This window comes from Rhodocyclus gracilis (assembly GCF_009617575.1).
Classification (GTDB): domain Bacteria; phylum Pseudomonadota; class Gammaproteobacteria; order Burkholderiales; family Rhodocyclaceae; genus Rhodocyclus; species Rhodocyclus gracilis.
In genome coordinates this window covers 155,768-171,115 of the sequence record NZ_WIXJ01000003.1, presented here as the reverse complement: position 1 = coordinate 171,115, position 15,348 = coordinate 155,768, and the positions used below count along the sequence as shown (strand labels likewise).

Below are 15,348 nucleotides of genomic sequence, written 5' to 3'. Positions count from 1 at the left end.
GCCGGCCGAACGGCCAAGGGATGGCGCAAGGAAAAGATCGCCCGGCAAAACGGGCCGGGCCGGACCGTTCCGCCGCCGTACGCTAGTTGCCGAGCAGACGCGCCGCCACGGACGCTGGCGTCAGGCCACCGGCAGCGCTGACGACTTCGACGCGTTTGCGCCGGCTCGATTGGCCGCTCTTCAGCGTCAGCGCCGCCTTCGGCAGCGCCAGGCGCGCGGCGAGAAAGTCGAGAAGCGCGGCATTGGCCCGCCCGTCGACCGGCGGCGCCGCCAGCCGGATTTTCAGCGCATCACCGTGCTCGCCGGCGACCTCGCTTTTCTTCGCTCCCGGCTGAATATGCAGGGTCAGGATGACGCGCAACCGCGCGCTATCACACTCCGACTCGGCGGCCGCGTTTTGCAGCCAAGCGGTCATCAGAGGAAAAACAGCAGAAGCTGAACGATCACCAGCGCCAGCAAGGGCGACAGATCGATGCCGGCGACCGGCGGCACGACCCGACGGATCGGCCCAAGGATGGGGCGCGTCACCTGCGCCAGCGGTTGCGCCAGTGGCGAGTACGGCGCCACCCACGAGAGTATCGCCTGCACCAGCAAAGCGCCGACGAGCAGGTAGAGCGTCAGCCGCAACGTTGCCAGCACGCCCTGCCAGATGACGACTAGCGCCAGCGTTTCGGGCGGTATGGCCACCAGCCCGCCGCGCAAGGCCACCGTCGCCAGCACCAGGAGCATCTGCGCCACCAGCACCGGCAGGAGGCTCGCCAGATCGAAGCCAAACAATCCCGGCAGGACACGCCGCAAGGGCTTGACCAGCCAGTTCGTCAATTGCACGACGAAAGCGCCGATCTGGTTGGCGAACGAAACGCGAAACGCCTGCATGAAAAAGCGCAGCAGCAAGGCCGCGCTGAAAAAGCCGAGCAGCGTGTCGAGCAGGAACATCCCCGCCTGCGACAGGGCGCTCATGCCGCCTCGCCTTGATGGCCCAACTGGTCGCCCAGTTCGCGGCTGCGCTCATCGGCGGCGAGCACGCCGGCGACGATGCCTTCCTTGACGCAACGCTCCGCCATGACGGCCAGAGCGGCAGCGGTCGTGCCGCCCTTGGACGTCACGCGCTCACGCAGGACGCTGGCCGGCTCGCCGGTCTGCGCCGCCAACTGCGCCGCGCCCAGCACGGTGCCGACCGCCAGCCGACGTCCCGCCTCGGCGCTGAGGCCCAACTCGCTCGCCGCCTGCTGCATCGCTTCGACCAGCAGGAAGAGATACGCCGGGCCACTACCGGAAACTGCCGTCACCGCGTCGATCTGTGTCTCGTCGCGCACCCACAGCGTTTCGCCGGCCGCTGCCAGAATGCGCTCGGCCAGCGCACGCTCGTGCGGCGTCACCGCTGCCGACGCGTACAAGCCGGTGACGCCCGCACCGATCAGCGCCGGCGTGTTCGGCATGGCGCGCACCACGCGCGAGTGACCACCGAGCCAGCGCGACAGATCGGCAACGCGAATGCCAGCGGCAATGCTCACCAGCACGGTCTCACCGAGAAAGGGCGCCAGCGTGGCGCAAACCTCGCGCGCATGCTGCGGCTTCACCGCCAGCAGCACGACATCGCCGGCAAGCGCCGCCGCCTCGGGCGCCGCGTAGGTGCGCACGCCGAAGTTCTGTTCCAGACGAGCCCGCCCTTCCGGCGAGATTTCGATCACAGAGAGCTTCTCCGGCGCCTGTCCGGTTTTCAGCAAGCCGCCGATCAGAGCGGTCGCCATGTTGCCGCCGCCGACAAAGGTAATTTTCATGAGTGGATTTCCGTAATAGCGGCGCTCAGCCCGACACCGGGCGAGCACCAAAAATTGCGCTGCCAACGCGCACCAGAGTCGCCCCCTCGGCGATGGCCGCCTCGATGTCATGCGACATGCCCATCGACAGCGTATCGAGCGCCAGCCCGTCGCCACGCAGTTGCTCGTACAGCTCGCGAACCTGAGCAAACGGCGCGCGCTGCGCGGCAAAGTCGTCGCCCGGCGCCGGAATCGCCATCAAGCCGCGCAGATGCAGGCGCGGCAAGTCGGCGAGGCGACGGGCGAGGTCACGTACTTCCGCCGGCGCAACGCCGCTCTTGCTGGCTTCGCCACTGACGTTGACTTGCAGACACACCGACAGGGGCGGCAAGACCGCAGGACGCTGCGCCGACAGGCGCTCGGCGATCTTCAGGCGATCCACCGAATGCGCCCAGGCGAAGTGCTCACTGACCTGACGCGTCTTGTTGCTTTGCAGCGGACCGATGAAGTGCCACTCGATCGGCGCCAGCGCGGGGGTTTCCAGCAGCGGCGAGGCGATCTTCGCCAGCGACTCCTGCACGTAGCTTTCGCCAAAAGCGAGCTGACCGGCATCGAGCGCTTCGCGCACACACTCGGCGGGCCAGGTCTTGCTCACCGCCAGCAAACGCACCGATCCCGGCGCACGAGAAAAGGCATGTTCGGCAGCAGCGATGCGCTGGCGCACGGCTTGCAGGTTGGCGGCGATTCTAGTCATAATCAGGCGGCGCAAGGGATGGCGCGAGTATAGCACCGCGCCATGTCCCGTCCTGCCGCGGGCGGCATCGCCCCTTTCCGAGGAAAACCCGCCCGATGGAAATCTCCGAACTTCTCGCTTTCGGTGTCAAAAATGCTGCCTCCGACCTGCACCTGTCGGCCGGCATGCCGCCAATGATCCGCGTGCACGGCGACGTCCGCCGCATCAACCTGCCGGCGATGTCGCATCAGGACGTGCATGCGCTGGTGTACGACATCATGAACGACGCCCAGCGCAAGCAGTACGAAGCGACGCTGGAGTGCGATTTCTCCTTCGCCATCCCCGGCCTCGCGCGTTTCCGCGTGAACGCCTTCGTCCAGCAGCGCGGTGCCGGCGCCGTCTTCCGCACCATTCCGGTGACGGTGCAAAGCCTTGAGGAGTTGGGCTGTCCGCGCATCTTTGCCGATATTGCCGAGTCCCCGCGCGGCCTCGTCCTCGTCACCGGGCCGACCGGCTCAGGCAAATCGACGACGCTGGCGGCGATGGTCGATCACGTCAACGAAAAGGCCTTCGGCCATATCCTGACCGTCGAAGACCCCATCGAATTCGTGCACGAGCCGAAGAAGTGCCTGATCAACCAGCGTGAAGTCGGCCCGCACACGCGGTCGTTCAGCAACGCGCTGCGTTCGGCCTTGCGCGAAGACCCCGACGTCATTCTGGTCGGTGAAATGCGCGATCTGGAGACGATCCGGCTGGCGCTCTCGGCCGCCGAGACCGGCCATCTGGTATTCGGCACACTGCACACGTCGAGCGCCGCAAAAACCGTTGATCGCATCGTCGACGTCTTTCCCGCCGCCGAAAAGGAAATGGTGCGAACGATGCTCTCCGAGTCGCTGCGCGCCGTGATCGCGCAGACGCTGCTCAAAACACGCGAGGGCGACGGTCGTGTCGCTGCCCACGAAATCATGATCACCACGCCTGCCATCCGTAACCTGATCCGCGAAAACAAGACGGCACAGATGTACTCGGCAATCCAGACCGGGCAGCAGTTCGGCATGCAGACGCTCGACCAGTCCCTGCTCGACCTCGTGCGCCGGCAGCGCGTCACGCCCGCCGAAGCGCGCAGCAAAGCCGTCAACAAAGACAGTTTCCCCGGCGCCTGAGCGCGCCGCCCGGCGCCACCGCGCGCGAAAGGCATTCCCGTGACGCACGATCAGGCTCTCGCCTTCCTCCACCCGCTGCTACGCCAGATGACGGCCGTGGGTGGCTCCGACCTCTTTCTCACTGCCGGCTTCCCGCCGGCGATCAAACGCGACGGCGCCATCCGGCCACAGAGCGAGACGCCACTTTCGCCCAGCGATACCGCCGCGCTGGCGCGCGCGCTGATGAACGAGCGACAGGCCGCCGAGTTCGCGACCAGCAAGGAATGCAATTTCGCCATCGCCCCCGAGGACATCGGCCGTTTTCGCATCAATGCGCTGGTCCAGCAGGGGCGCGTTGCGCTCGTCTGCCGCACCATCAACACGGCGATCCCGACGCTCGATGCCCTGCAATTGCCGGCCGTGCTGAAGGACACCGCCCTGAGTACGCGCGGGCTGGTGATCTTCGTTGGCGGCACGGGGACGGGCAAGACGACCTCGCTGGCAGCGCTGGTCGACCACCGCAACCGACACAGCTTCGGCCACATCATCACGCTCGAAGACCCGATCGAGTACGTGCACGCGCATCTGAACTGCATCGTCACGCAGCGCGAAATCGGCGTCGATACCGACTCCTGGGGTGCCGCCCTGAAGAACACGCTGCGTCAGGCGCCCGACGTCATCCTGATGGGCGAAATCCGCGACCGCGAGACCATGGACTACGCCATCGCCTTCGCCGAGACCGGCCACCTGTGTCTGGCGACGCTGCACGCGAACAGCGCCAATCAGGCCATCGACCGCATCATCAATTTCTTCCCCGAGGAGCGGCGGGCGCAGTTGCTGATGGATCTGTCGCTCAACCTGCGCGCCTTCGTCTCGCAGCGCCTGCTGCCACGTCTTGACGGCGAGGGCCGCGTCGCCGCCATCGAAATCCTGCTCAACTCACCTTTCGTCGCCGATCTGATCTTCAAGGGCGAGGTGCACAGCCTCAAGGAAGCGATGAAGAAATCGCGCGAACTCGGCATGCAGACCTTCGATCAGGCGCTCTTCGACCTGTACACCGCCGACCTTATCGGCTACGAAGACGCCTTGCGCCATGCCGACTCCGTCAACGATCTGCGCTTGCAGATCAAGCTCGCCGGCAGCGCGCGCGCGAGTGAGCCCTCACCGGGCTTCGACCAGCTCGGGCTCGTCTAGAGGGCTGCGGCGCGGCCCCGCCTAGCCGCAAGCCAGCCCCCCGTACTCCGACGCACGCGGAAACCCACGGGGCAAATCGCTCAAGCTGAAGGTGACTAACGCGGCCCAGCGCGCCTCAATGCGCGCCTACGCGGGGCGATTGCTGCCCGCCACCATCTTGAACTCGTAGAGACGGCATTCGAGCGCGCCATTGAAGAGCGGCGTCTTGCGGCTCGGCGACAGGCGCATCAGTTTCGGCATGCGCGTATCGGCGGTAAAGAAATAGCAGTTCCAGCCGGCAAAATTGCGCTTGAGCGCGCTGCCCAACTGCGGGTAAAACGCCGCCAGGTCTTCAAGCTCCGACAGCCGTTCGCCGTACGGCGGGTTGGCGATCATGACGCCCGCCGACGTCGGCGCGGCGACGTCGAGCACGTCTTCGGTGATCAACTCCACGGCATCGAGCAGGCCGGCGCGGTCGAGATTGGCCAGCGCCGCACGCACGGCCACCGGATCGCGGTCGGCGCCAAAGAGCTGGGCGGGCGCCGCCGGGCGCTCGGCGGCACGCGCCGCGGCCAGCAGTTTCGTCCACGCAGCGGCGTCGAAGCCCGACAGGCGCATGAAGCCGAATTCGCGCCGCGCTCCCGGCGCCACGTTCAAGGCCCGCTGCGCCGCTTCGAGCAGGAAGGTGCCGCTGCCACACATCGGGTCGAGCAAAGGCGTTCCCGGCTGCCAGCCCGACAGCCGCAGAATCCCGGCGGCGAGGTTTTCCTTGAGCGGCGCCTCGACCGACTTCTGACGCAAACCCCGCTGGTACAGCGGCGCGCCGGAGGTGTCGACATACAGCGTGCAGCGATCCGCTGTCAGGAAGGCGGAAATCCGCACATCCGGCGTCCGCGTGTCGACGCTCGGCCGCGCGTTGGCCTCCTGGCGGAAGCGGTCGCAGACGGCATCCTTGATGCGCAGGGTGATGAATTCGAGGCTTTTCAGCGGACTCTTGACGGCCGTCACGTCGACGCGAATCGTCCGTTCGGCAACAAAGAGGCGGGACCACGGCACCGCCAGCGCCAGCTGATAGATGTCATCCTCGCGCGCATACGCGCCATCCGCAACCCGCCAGACAATGCGCGTGGCGATACGCGAATGCAGGTTCGCCGCGTAACAGGACGCCCAGTCGCCGCAAAAATGCGCGCCGCCCGGCAAGGTAGTGATGTCACGAGCGCCACAGGCAGCGAGATCCTCGACCAGCAGGGCTTCCAGGCCACGCGGGCAACTGGCAAAAAATTTTTCCACGGCGAAGACTCGCTTTCGGGGTTGGCGGGCGTGGCGCGCTGCGCCACCGGCCCGTGGGGAAAAGGAAGGCGCCGCCTTATGGCCGGGGCGGCGTTACGCCGGGGCAGCGTCAGCGATAGCCCTGACGGTAAGTTAAGGGGCGAAGTAGAAAACTTTAACGCTCAGAAAGGCTTGAGCACGACCAGGAAGACGATGGCAAACATCAGCAGCACCGGCATCTCGTTGAACCAGCGAAACCAGACGTGGCCGCGCACGTTGCGCCCGGCGCGAAACGCGGCCAGCAGACGCCCGCAATACAGGTGGTAGATCACGAGCACGGCGACGAGTGCCATCTTGGCGTGCAGCCAGCCCCCGGCGAACCCGTAGCCCAGCCACAACCAGAGCCCGAAGGCGACCGCCAGGACGCCCAAGGGCGTCATGAAGCGAAAGAGCTTGCCCGCCATCAGCAGCAGTCGGTCGCGCTCGGAGCTGGCGCCATCGACCATGGCCAGATTGACGAAAATGCGCGGCAGATAGAACAAACCGGCAAACCAGGCGATGACCATCGAAATGTGCAGGGCCTTGACGACAAGCATTACGGATTCCTTTCATGCCAGGCCGCCAGCACGCCATCCTCGACACGAGGGTGACGCAGACGGATCTGGAGTTCCTTCTTGATGCGCCGGTTGACGAGGCGGCGCGATTCGCTCATGAACGACCACGAGGCCGGCGACAGGCGCTGCCGCGCCTCGTCACGCGCCAGACGCGGCGCGCGCGGCACACCGAAGCGATCAGCGACGATGTCGAAATAATCGGCCATCTTCGTCGGCGCATCGTCGCACGCATTGTAAACGCGGCCGGGCAAAGCGCGCCGCAACGCAGCCACCGCCATAGCCGCGAGATCGTCGGCGTGGATGTGGTTGGTAAACACGTCATCCTCCGCCAGCAAGACCGGCATCCCCGCCCGCAAACGCTCCAGCGGCAGCCGGTCGGCGGCATAGATGCCGGGCGCACGCAGGATGCTGACATTCAACTGGTGGCGCCGTCCGAAAGCACGCAATTGCTGCTCGGCATCAAGACGCCGACAGGCTCGTGGGGTTTGCGGACGCGCCTCTCGCGTTTCGTCGATCAGCGCGCCAGCACAGTCGCCATAGACGCCGCTGGTGCTTATGTACACGAGGCGGCGTGGTAAGCTGCGACTATGCGAAAGTGCTGAAATTAAACGACGAGTGCGTAAATCAATGACGCCACTGTCGCCAGGTGGCGCCAGATGCAGCACGAGATCCGCCAGACCGGCAATGCGCGCAAGGCTACGCGGAGCATCCAGATCGCCGGGCACCGGAATCGCGCCGGCGGCCCGCCACAGGGCGCACTTGGCCGGATCGCGCAACAGCGCCAGCACGCGGTAGCGAGATGTCAGGGTGGGCAAGGCGCGGCGAGCCACATCGCCGCATCCGACAATCAACAAGTTCTGCACCGGCGGATTTTACCGGATTCAGGGCAGACGGAGGCTCGATGCAGTTTGCGGTCAGTATCCAGCCCGGCGGCCAGCAGTTTTTCGCCGCGCCCGACGAAACGATCCTCGATACCGCGCTGCGTCAGGGCGTCTTCCTGCCGCACGGCTGCCGCGACGGCGTCTGCGGCGCCTGTCGGGGCAAGGTTCTTGCCGGCACCGTCGAGCATGGCGCCGTGCGCGAGCAGGCCTTGAGCGCTGCGGATCGCGCTGCCGGCAGCGTCCTCCTCTGCCGCGCGTACGCCCGCAGCGATCTCGTCGTCGCCGTACGCACGGCCAGCACGAGCCGCGACATCCCGCCACGCACGCTGCCGGCACGCGTGCATCGCCTGCAACGGGCTGCACCGGACATCATGATTGTCGAGTTGAAACTGCCGGCCAGCGAGCGCCTCGATTTTTTCGCTGGCCAGTATATCGACATCCTGCTGGCTGACGGCCGGCGGCGCAGCTACTCGCTGGCTAACGCCCCCGCTGACGGCACACTCCTGCAACTGCACATCCGCCATGTTGACGGCGGTGTGTTTACCGAGCGCGTCTTTTCCCGCCTCGCCGAACGCGACATCCTGCGCATCAACGGCCCGCACGGCAGCTTCTATCTGCGCGAAGACTCCGACAAGCCGCTGCTGCTGATCGCTGGCGGTGCTGGTTTCGCGCCGATCAAATCCATCGTCGAACAGGCGATTGCGCGCGGACTTTCGCGACCGATCGCTCTCTACTGGGGAGGTCGGCGACGGGCAGACCTCTACCTCGGCGACCTCCCCGAACACTGGGCGGCAAAGCACGCGCACATCCGTTACGTCCTGGTGCTGTCGGAAGCCTGCGCTGCTGATCACTGGACGGGACGACTGGGTCTGGTGCACCGCGCGGCGCTCGCCGATCTGCCCGACCTCTCCGCCTATCAAGCCTACGTCTGCGGCTCGCCAGCCATGGTCGACGCGGCTCGCCGCGATCTGATCGAGCAAGGCCACCTGCCGGAGCACGAATTCTTCGCCGACGCTTTCACCCCTGCCCACGCCGGTGCCAGTGCGCCGCCCACTCTCTGAGCCCCGCCCATGCCTGACGTTCTGATCACCCGCCAGCCACTCATCGACCGGCAGCACCGCATCGTTGCGCTGCGCCTGTGCCTGCACCCCGGTGCAGAAGGCACGAGCGAGGCGGTGCGTATGCTCACGGCGCTCACGGGCAACCTGCCGCAGGGCGAACGCCCGCTCCTTGTTGCCTGCCCGAACGCAGACGCCCGACTGCTGGAATGGGACATCCCCGACAATGTCGCCCTGGAGTTTCCTGGCGCCGCCTTCAGCGACGGACGCGCCAGCGCGCTGACCGCCGCCCTGAGCCGCCGCCAGCCGGCGCTCTGCCTCGTCCACGGCGGCTCGCCAGCGGACAACACCCAACTCTTCGCACCGATTCAGTACCATGCCTTCAATGCCGGCGAACTCACGCCGGACGAGCTGAGCGCGCAGGTGCGCGCGCTGCCGCACGGTAGCACGCCGCTTGTCATGGAAGTTGCCGACGAAGCACAGTTCAAGAGTGCGCTGAACGCTGGCGCCACCGCCGCGGCCAGTTGGTTCTTCACCTCGCCGAGCATCGCGCCGACGCAAGACCTCAGCCCGGATCAGGCGCACATCATCCGCGTCCTCAATCTCGTGCGCAGCAATGCCGACATCCGCGAAATCGAAACGGCGCTAAAGCAAGACGTCACGCTGACCTATCGACTGCTGCGCCACATGAATTCGGCCAGCTTCGGACTGTCCTGCGAAATCCAGTCTTTCCGCCATGCCGTCTCGATCCTCGGCTACGAAAAGCTGAACAAATGGCTGTCGCTGCTGCTCGCCTCGGCGAGCCACTCACACGCGGCGCAGGCGCTGACGCACACCTCGCTGACACGCGCGCGCCTGATGGAGTTGCTGGCGCACGGCCGGGTCGAGCCGCAGGAGTACGACAGCCTGTTCATCACCGGCGCCTTCTCGCTCCTCGACGCGCTGCTCGGCGTCAGCATGGGAAAAGCGCTGGCGGCGATGCATCTGCCGACGCCCATCGGTGACGCCCTGCTCGGCCGTGGCGGCGCTTACGCGCCCTTCCTCGCACTGGCGCTGGCCTGCGAGGGGAACGACCGGCCGACACTCGCGGCTCGCGCCGAAGCACTCGGCATCAGCGCCGACCGGCTCAATAGAGCGCAGCTGGCCGCGTTGTGTTTCGCCGACGCCATGGATTTCTGAGCGCAACCACCTGTGCGTTCGCCTGAGCGCCCCCTGCGCGGCGGCTGCCGCGCGGCAATCTCGCCTATTCGCCGAGATAGGCGGCGCGAACTTTCGGGTCGGCCAGCAGTGCCGAAGCCTCGCCGGAAAGCGTGATTTCGCCGCTTTCCATGACGTAGCCACGCTGGCTGGTTTCCAGCGCCAGCTTGGCGTTCTGCTCGACGAGCAGCGTCGTCATGCCTTCGCTGGCGACAATGCGGATGACCTCGAAGATCTTCTGCACCATGATCGGCGCCAGGCCCATCGACGGTTCGTCGAGCAGGAGCATCTTCGGCCGGCTCATCAGGGCGCGGCCAATCGCCAGCATCTGCTGCTCGCCGCCCGACATGGTGCCGGCCAGCTGCCGCGCACGCTCCTTGAGACGCGGAAAATACGAGAACATGCGCTCGATGTCCGCCTCGATCTCCGCCTGATCGGAGCGGCAGTAGGCACCCATCTGCAGGTTTTCGACGATGGTCATGCGCGGGAAGACACCGCGCCCTTCCGGCACCAGAGCGATGCCCTGCGTCACCAGCTCGTGCGGAACGAGGTTGGTGATTTCCTTACCGCGAAAGCGAACGCTACCGCCGGCGGCGTCGAGCAGACGCGCCAAGGCTTTCAGCGTACTCGTCTTGCCAGCGCCGTTGGCGCCGATGAGCGCCACCATCTCGCCTTCGGCGACGTGAAAGTTGATGCCGCGAACGGCCTGGATGCCGCCGTAAGCGACACGGAGTCCGGTAACCTCAAGCAACGGCGCCTCCCAGATATGCTTCGATGACGCGCGGATCGTGCTGCACCACGGCCGGCACGTCCTCGCAGATTTTGGCGCCATAGTCGAGCACGGCGACACGGTCGCACAGCCCCATGACCAGTTTGACGTCGTGCTCGATGAGCAGCACCGTCACGCCGTCGTTACGGATGCCCTCGATGAGCACGCGCAGTTCTTCGGTTTCCGTGCCATTCATCCCGGCCGCCGGCTCGTCGAGCGCCAGCAGTTGCGGGTCGGTCGCCAGCGCACGGGCGATCTCCAGACGGCGCTGATCCCCGTAGGAAAGGTTGCGCGCCAGATCGTCGGCACGATCCGCAATGTCGACGTAGTGCAGCAACTCCTCAGCCCGCCGGCGGATCGCCGCTTCTTCGGCGCGCGTCCGCGCATCGCGCAGCACGGCGCCGATCACCCCGGTACGCGTCCGCACGTGGCGGCCGACCATGATGTTCTCCATGGCGGTCATGTTGCCGAACAGGCGAATGTTCTGGAACGTGCGCGCGATACCGCGCTGCGCCGCCTTGTGCGGTGCGCTCGCCTGCAGCTTCTTGCCGTCGAACATCAACTCGCCGCCATTCGGCGTGTAGAGCCCGGTCAGACAGTTGAAGAAGGTCGTCTTGCCGGCACCGTTGGGGCCGATCAAACCGTAGATTTCGCCCCGGCGAATCGTCAGCGACACGTCGCGCAGCGCGCGAACGCCGCCGAAGTGCTTGCCGATGTTCTTTGCCTCAAGAAGGATTTCGCCGACTCCGCTCATGCTGCGCTCCCCTTGAACTCCTGCCGGCGACGAGTCGACGGCCACAGACCGGCGGGCCGATAAAGCATGACGACAATGAGCGCCAGCCCGAACAGCAACATGCGCAAGGCTTCGGGGTCGAGCAGAACCTTGCCGAAGATCGCCTGCTGCACCGGTCCGGCGCTATGACGGAACACTTCCGGCAGGATGGTCAGCAGCGCGCCGCCGAGAATGACGCCGAAAATGTTGCCCATGCCGCCGAGCACCACCATGCACAACACCATGACCGACTCCATCAGGCTGAAGGACTCGGGGCTGACGAAGGCCTGGAAGCCGGCAAACAGCCCACCGGCGACGCCGCCGAAGGAGGCGCCCATGGCGAACGCGAGCAGCTTGATGTTGCGCGTGTTGATGCCGCAAGCCTTGGCTGCGATTTCGTCCTCGCGGATCGCCACCCAGGCGCGGCCGATGCGCGAATTCTCCAGCCGGATGGTGACGAAAACGATGCCGAGCGCGAGCAGCAGGAAGAGGTAGTAATACGCGTGCAGCGACGGCAGGGAAAACCCGAAAATATCGATGGGCTTGGCCAGCGAGACACTGCCGAAGTGAATCGGGTCGATGCCGGAAATCCCTTGCGGGCCGTTGGTGATGTTGATCGGCGCGTTCAGGTTGTTGAGGAAGATGCGGATGATCTCGCCGAAACCCAGCGTCACGATGGCCAGATAGTCACCGCGCAAACGCAGCGTCGGCGCGCCCAGCAACACCCCGAAAAGGCCGGCGACCAGTGCGCCAGTCGGCAGGATCGCCCACACCGGCCAATGCAGGCCGAAGTGCGGACTCGCCAGCAAGGCATAGAGATAGGCACCCACGCCATAGAAGGCGATGTAACCCATGTCGAGCAGGCCGGCGAAGCCGACGACGATATTCAGGCCGAGCGCCAGCATGATGTAGAGCAGCGCAAAGTCGAGAATGCGCAACCACGTGGCGCCCGCCGCCGCACCGATGAGGAAGGGCGCCAGCGCCAGCAGAACACCCAGGCCGGCCGTAGCCGCGAGGGCCGCGCGACGATCGCGCTTGAGGGCAGCAAAGTCGATCATGCGCGCTCCGCCACCTTTTCGCCGACCAGCCCCGAGGGACGGAAGACGAGTACACAAATGAGAACGAAGAAAGCAAACACGTCCTGGTAATGACTCCCGAGAAAACCACCGGTGAGATCACCGATGTAACCCGCCCCCAGCGACTCGATGAGTCCCAGCAGAATGCCGCCGAGCATCGCACCGGCGATGTTGCCGATGCCGCCGAGCACCGCCGCCGTAAACGCCTTGAGGCCAAGGATGAAGCCCATGTAATAGTGGGCAATCGAATAATTGGCGCTGACCATGAGCCCGGCAACCGCTGCCAGCGCCGAACCGATGACGAAGGTCAGCGAAATGACGCGGTTGATGTCGACGCCCATCAACTGGGCAATCGGCGGATTTTCCGCCGTCGCCCGCATGGCGCGGCCGAGCTTGGTACGCTGCACCAGCAGAATGAGGCCGGCCATCATCAGGGCGGCGATGACGATGATGGCAATCTGCAGGCCAGTGATCGTCGCGCCGAAAATTTCGTGTTCCGACGTCGGCAGAATCGGCGGGAAAGCGTGATAGTTACGCCCCCAGATCAGCATGGCGAGGTTTTGCAGCACGATCGACACGCCAATGGCGGTGATCAGCGGCGCCAGTTTTGGCGCGCGACGCAGCGGCCGGTAGGCGATGCGCTCAATGGCAAAACCCGTTCCCATGCAAACGGGCAGGGCCGCGCCAAGGCCGATCAAGGCGATGACGATGCCCGGCAAACCGCTGTCGGAGAGCATGCTGATGACGGTCAGCGCCACCATGGCGCCGATCATGACCACTTCGCCGTGTGCGAAGTTGATCAAACCCATGATGCCGTAAACCATCGTGTAGCCTAGCGCCACAAGCGCATAGATGCTGCCGAGGACGAGACCGTTGATGACTTGCTGAATAAAAATGTCCATCGGTGGCGGTGGCCAATCGTCGGTAAAGCCGGAAAAACCGGAAAGTTACAAAAAAAGAAGGGAATGTGACGCGAAGCGTAACCGGGGCGCAATGATACGCGAACGGCGCCCGAAGGCGCCGTTCGCGTCAAACAGGCAGCGTCTTACTTCTTGTCGCCAGCAGGAGCGGCGGCATCAGCAGCGGCATCGCCACCGATCGTTTGCAGGTATTCCCACTTGCCGTCCTTGACCTGATACAGGGAGATCGCGCCGTTCTTCAGGTCGCCGTTGCCGTCAAAGACGATCTTCGAGGTCACGCCCTGATACTCGGTCTTGCCGATTTCCGGCAGGTACTTGGCCGGCTCGACCGAGTTGGCGCGCTTCATGGCGTCGGCCATGACCATCACGGAGTCGTAGACATACGGTGCGTACAACTGGATCTGGCCGTACTTGGCCGTGAACTTGTCACCGAATTCCTTACCGCCCGCCATCTTTTCCAGAGGCACACCCGGCAGCGAGCAGTACTGGCCTTCGGCCGCCGCGCCGGCGAGCTTGATCAGTTCGGGCGTGCAGCCACCGTCCCCCGTCAGGAAGACCGATTTCAGGCCCAGCGACTTCAGCTGCTTGACCATCGGACCACCTTGCGAATCCATACCGCCGTAGAAGACGACTTCGGGCTTCTTCGACTTGATCTTGGTCAGGATGGCAGCGAAATCGGTCGCCTTGTCGTTGGTGAATTCACGTGCCAGCACCTTGCCGCCGTTGGCGAGGACCGCCTTTTCGAACTCATCCGCCAGCCCTTGGCCGTAGGCGGTGCGGTCGTCGATGATGGCGACCGTCTTCGCCTTGATGGCCTGCGCGGCGAATTCGCCGAGTGCGTGGCCTTGCTGTACGTCATTGGCCATGACACGGAACGCCGTGGCAAAGCCTTGCTGCGTGTACTTCGGATTGGTCGCCGAACCGGAGATTTGCGGGATTCCGGCATCGGCGTAGATCTTCGAGGCCGGCAGCGTCGTGCCCGAGTTGAGGTGGCCGATGACGCCGTTAACCTTCGCGTCCACCAGCTTCTGGGCAACGATGGTGCCTTGCTTCGGGTCTGCCTGGTCGTCTTCGGCGAGGAGCTCGAACTTGACCTTGGCTCCGCCGATTTCGAGGCCCTTGGCGTTCAACTCGTCGACCGCCAGACGCGCGCCGTTTTCGTTGTCCTTGCCAAGGTGAGCCTGTGGGCCGGTGAGCGGCGCGATGTGGCCGAGCTTCACCGTCACTTCCGGCTGCGCGGCCGGCGTAGCGGGAGCGGCAGCCTGCGCGGCCGGTTCTTCCTTCTTGTCGCCACAGGCGGCGAGCGCCAAGGCAGCGGCAACAGCGAGGGACATGCGAGTAACACGCGAGAACGGCATGACGTTACCTCCAGGGGAAAGGGTGATTCGATGAAGGAAAATGAAATTCAGCGGCCGATTCTGCGGAGCGGGTGATGCCTTGTCAATACGACGAACAGGGGCATTCATCGACAAATAACGCAGAAATCATGACGCACAAAATCGGTGCGCCAAAAACCAACGCAATGCAGGGCCATTCCAAACAGGGCGCACAAAATCGGTGCCCAAAAAAAAGCCGGCCCGAGGCCGGCTTCTACAAGCGAAACGGGCTCACTTGTAATCGATTTGCTTCAGGCTCAGCACCCACTTGACCAGGCGCGTTGCTTCTTCCTTGGTCACGTTATTAGCCGGCATCGGGATCTCGGCGCCCAGTTGCTTCGCCCAGACGCCTTGGCCGCCCGCCATCACCTTGGCGACGAGCTTGGCTTCTGCACCGGCTTGGCCGGCGTACTTCTTCGCAACCCAACCGTACGCCGGGCCAACGACCTTCTTTTCCGGATTGTGGCAGGCCAGACAACCCTTGGTCTGGGCGAGCGCGGATTCGTCGGCTGCTTGTGCGCTGGCCGAAACGAGGCCGGCCGCGACGAGTAGCGAAACGTAAATGGCTTTCATCGAGAACTCCGTAAGTAATAGGTTTGAAACGCGCG

The 15,348-nt window shown here is 64.9% G+C and carries 17 protein-coding genes; 4 read left to right on the top strand and 13 right to left on the bottom strand.

The genetic code is table 11. From position 1 onward, the window contains the following. Positions 1 to 82: 82 nt before the first annotated feature. Genes GHK24_RS06650 through GHK24_RS06635 form a run of 4 tightly spaced genes read right to left on the bottom strand, consistent with a single transcriptional unit; the run spans position 83 to position 2,514 of the window. Entirely contained in the window at positions 83 to 415 is a 333-nt protein-coding gene (locus GHK24_RS06650) for a DUF167 domain-containing protein (RefSeq protein WP_153470922.1), read from the bottom strand. Continuing rightward, on the bottom strand, positions 415 to 960 hold the full coding sequence (locus GHK24_RS06645; protein WP_153470919.1) for a YggT family protein: 546 nt from the start codon (positions 958 to 960) through the stop codon (positions 415 to 417). Before GHK24_RS06645 ends, GHK24_RS06650 begins: the two co-directional genes overlap by 1 nt. Further along, the gene (gene proC / locus GHK24_RS06640) at positions 957 to 1,781 is read right to left on the bottom strand and encodes a pyrroline-5-carboxylate reductase (protein ID WP_153470916.1); all 825 of its coding nucleotides are present in this window, start codon (positions 1,779 to 1,781) and stop codon (positions 957 to 959) included. Before proC ends, GHK24_RS06645 begins: the two co-directional genes overlap by 4 nt. 25 nt (positions 1,782 to 1,806) lie before the next feature. Continuing rightward, positions 1,807 to 2,514 carry a YggS family pyridoxal phosphate-dependent enzyme gene (locus GHK24_RS06635; RefSeq protein WP_153470913.1) on the bottom strand — a complete coding sequence of 236 codons (708 nt, stop codon included), beginning with the start codon at positions 2,512 to 2,514 and terminating at the stop codon, positions 1,807 to 1,809. A gap of 95 nt (positions 2,515 to 2,609) precedes the next feature. On the opposite strand from GHK24_RS06635, the gene GHK24_RS06630 reads away from it, so the two are divergent. Next, positions 2,610 to 3,656, top strand: coding sequence for a type IV pilus twitching motility protein PilT (locus GHK24_RS06630; protein WP_153470909.1), 1,047 nt, complete (start codon positions 2,610 to 2,612; stop codon positions 3,654 to 3,656). 39 nt (positions 3,657 to 3,695) lie between these two features. Then, complete coding sequence (locus GHK24_RS06625) at positions 3,696 to 4,829, top strand: PilT/PilU family type 4a pilus ATPase (protein ID WP_340666125.1); 1,134 nt, start codon at positions 3,696 to 3,698, stop codon at positions 4,827 to 4,829. A gap of 126 nt (positions 4,830 to 4,955) precedes the next feature. Here the strand turns inward: GHK24_RS06625 and GHK24_RS06620 are convergent, their stop codons facing one another. The 3 genes from GHK24_RS06620 to GHK24_RS06610 form a co-directional block, all read right to left on the bottom strand. Continuing rightward, complete coding sequence (locus GHK24_RS06620; RefSeq protein ID WP_340666124.1) at positions 4,956 to 6,098, bottom strand: THUMP domain-containing class I SAM-dependent RNA methyltransferase; 1,143 nt, start codon at positions 6,096 to 6,098, stop codon at positions 4,956 to 4,958. Positions 6,099 to 6,259: 161 nt separating this feature from the next. Next, the gene (locus GHK24_RS06615; RefSeq protein WP_153470906.1) at positions 6,260 to 6,673 is read right to left on the bottom strand and encodes a CopD family protein; all 414 of its coding nucleotides are present in this window, start codon (positions 6,671 to 6,673) and stop codon (positions 6,260 to 6,262) included. Further along, a complete protein-coding gene (locus GHK24_RS06610) occupies positions 6,673 to 7,554 on the bottom strand; it encodes an SDR family oxidoreductase (protein WP_340666123.1) in 882 nt (293 codons plus the stop codon). Before GHK24_RS06610 ends, GHK24_RS06615 begins: the two co-directional genes overlap by 1 nt. A 38-nt stretch (positions 7,555 to 7,592) precedes the next feature. Between GHK24_RS06610 and GHK24_RS06605 the strand changes: the two genes are divergently transcribed. After that, positions 7,593 to 8,633, top strand: coding sequence for a CDP-6-deoxy-delta-3,4-glucoseen reductase (locus tag GHK24_RS06605; protein WP_153470900.1), 1,041 nt, complete (start codon positions 7,593 to 7,595; stop codon positions 8,631 to 8,633). A gap of 9 nt (positions 8,634 to 8,642) precedes the next feature. Beyond that, a complete protein-coding gene (locus GHK24_RS06600) occupies positions 8,643 to 9,809 on the top strand; it encodes an EAL and HDOD domain-containing protein (protein WP_153470897.1) in 1,167 nt (388 codons plus the stop codon). Between the two features lie 64 nt (positions 9,810 to 9,873). Here the strand turns inward: GHK24_RS06600 and GHK24_RS06595 are convergent, their stop codons facing one another. The 6 genes from GHK24_RS06595 to GHK24_RS06570 form a co-directional block, all read right to left on the bottom strand. After that, the gene (locus GHK24_RS06595) at positions 9,874 to 10,578 is read right to left on the bottom strand and encodes an ABC transporter ATP-binding protein (RefSeq protein ID WP_228384572.1); all 705 of its coding nucleotides are present in this window, start codon (positions 10,576 to 10,578) and stop codon (positions 9,874 to 9,876) included. Beyond that, positions 10,571 to 11,350, bottom strand: coding sequence for an ABC transporter ATP-binding protein (locus GHK24_RS06590; protein WP_153470891.1), 780 nt, complete (start codon positions 11,348 to 11,350; stop codon positions 10,571 to 10,573). The genes GHK24_RS06595 and GHK24_RS06590 overlap by 8 nt, the downstream gene beginning before the upstream one ends. Beyond that, complete coding sequence (locus GHK24_RS06585; RefSeq protein ID WP_153470888.1) at positions 11,347 to 12,426, bottom strand: ABC transporter permease subunit; 1,080 nt, start codon at positions 12,424 to 12,426, stop codon at positions 11,347 to 11,349. Before GHK24_RS06585 ends, GHK24_RS06590 begins: the two co-directional genes overlap by 4 nt. Continuing rightward, positions 12,423 to 13,346 (bottom strand): branched-chain amino acid ABC transporter permease, encoded by a 924-nt coding sequence (locus tag GHK24_RS06580; protein ID WP_153470885.1) that lies wholly within the window; start codon positions 13,344 to 13,346, stop codon positions 12,423 to 12,425. The genes GHK24_RS06585 and GHK24_RS06580 overlap by 4 nt, the downstream gene beginning before the upstream one ends. Positions 13,347 to 13,489: 143 nt before the next feature. Continuing rightward, positions 13,490 to 14,698: a branched-chain amino acid ABC transporter substrate-binding protein gene (locus tag GHK24_RS06575; protein ID WP_228384571.1), complete on the bottom strand. Its 1,209-nt coding sequence runs from the start codon at positions 14,696 to 14,698 to the stop codon at positions 13,490 to 13,492. A 273-nt stretch (positions 14,699 to 14,971) separates the two neighbouring features. Next, positions 14,972 to 15,313: a c-type cytochrome gene (locus GHK24_RS06570; RefSeq protein WP_153470879.1), complete on the bottom strand. Its 342-nt coding sequence runs from the start codon at positions 15,311 to 15,313 to the stop codon at positions 14,972 to 14,974. Positions 15,314 to 15,348 lie beyond the last annotated feature (35 nt).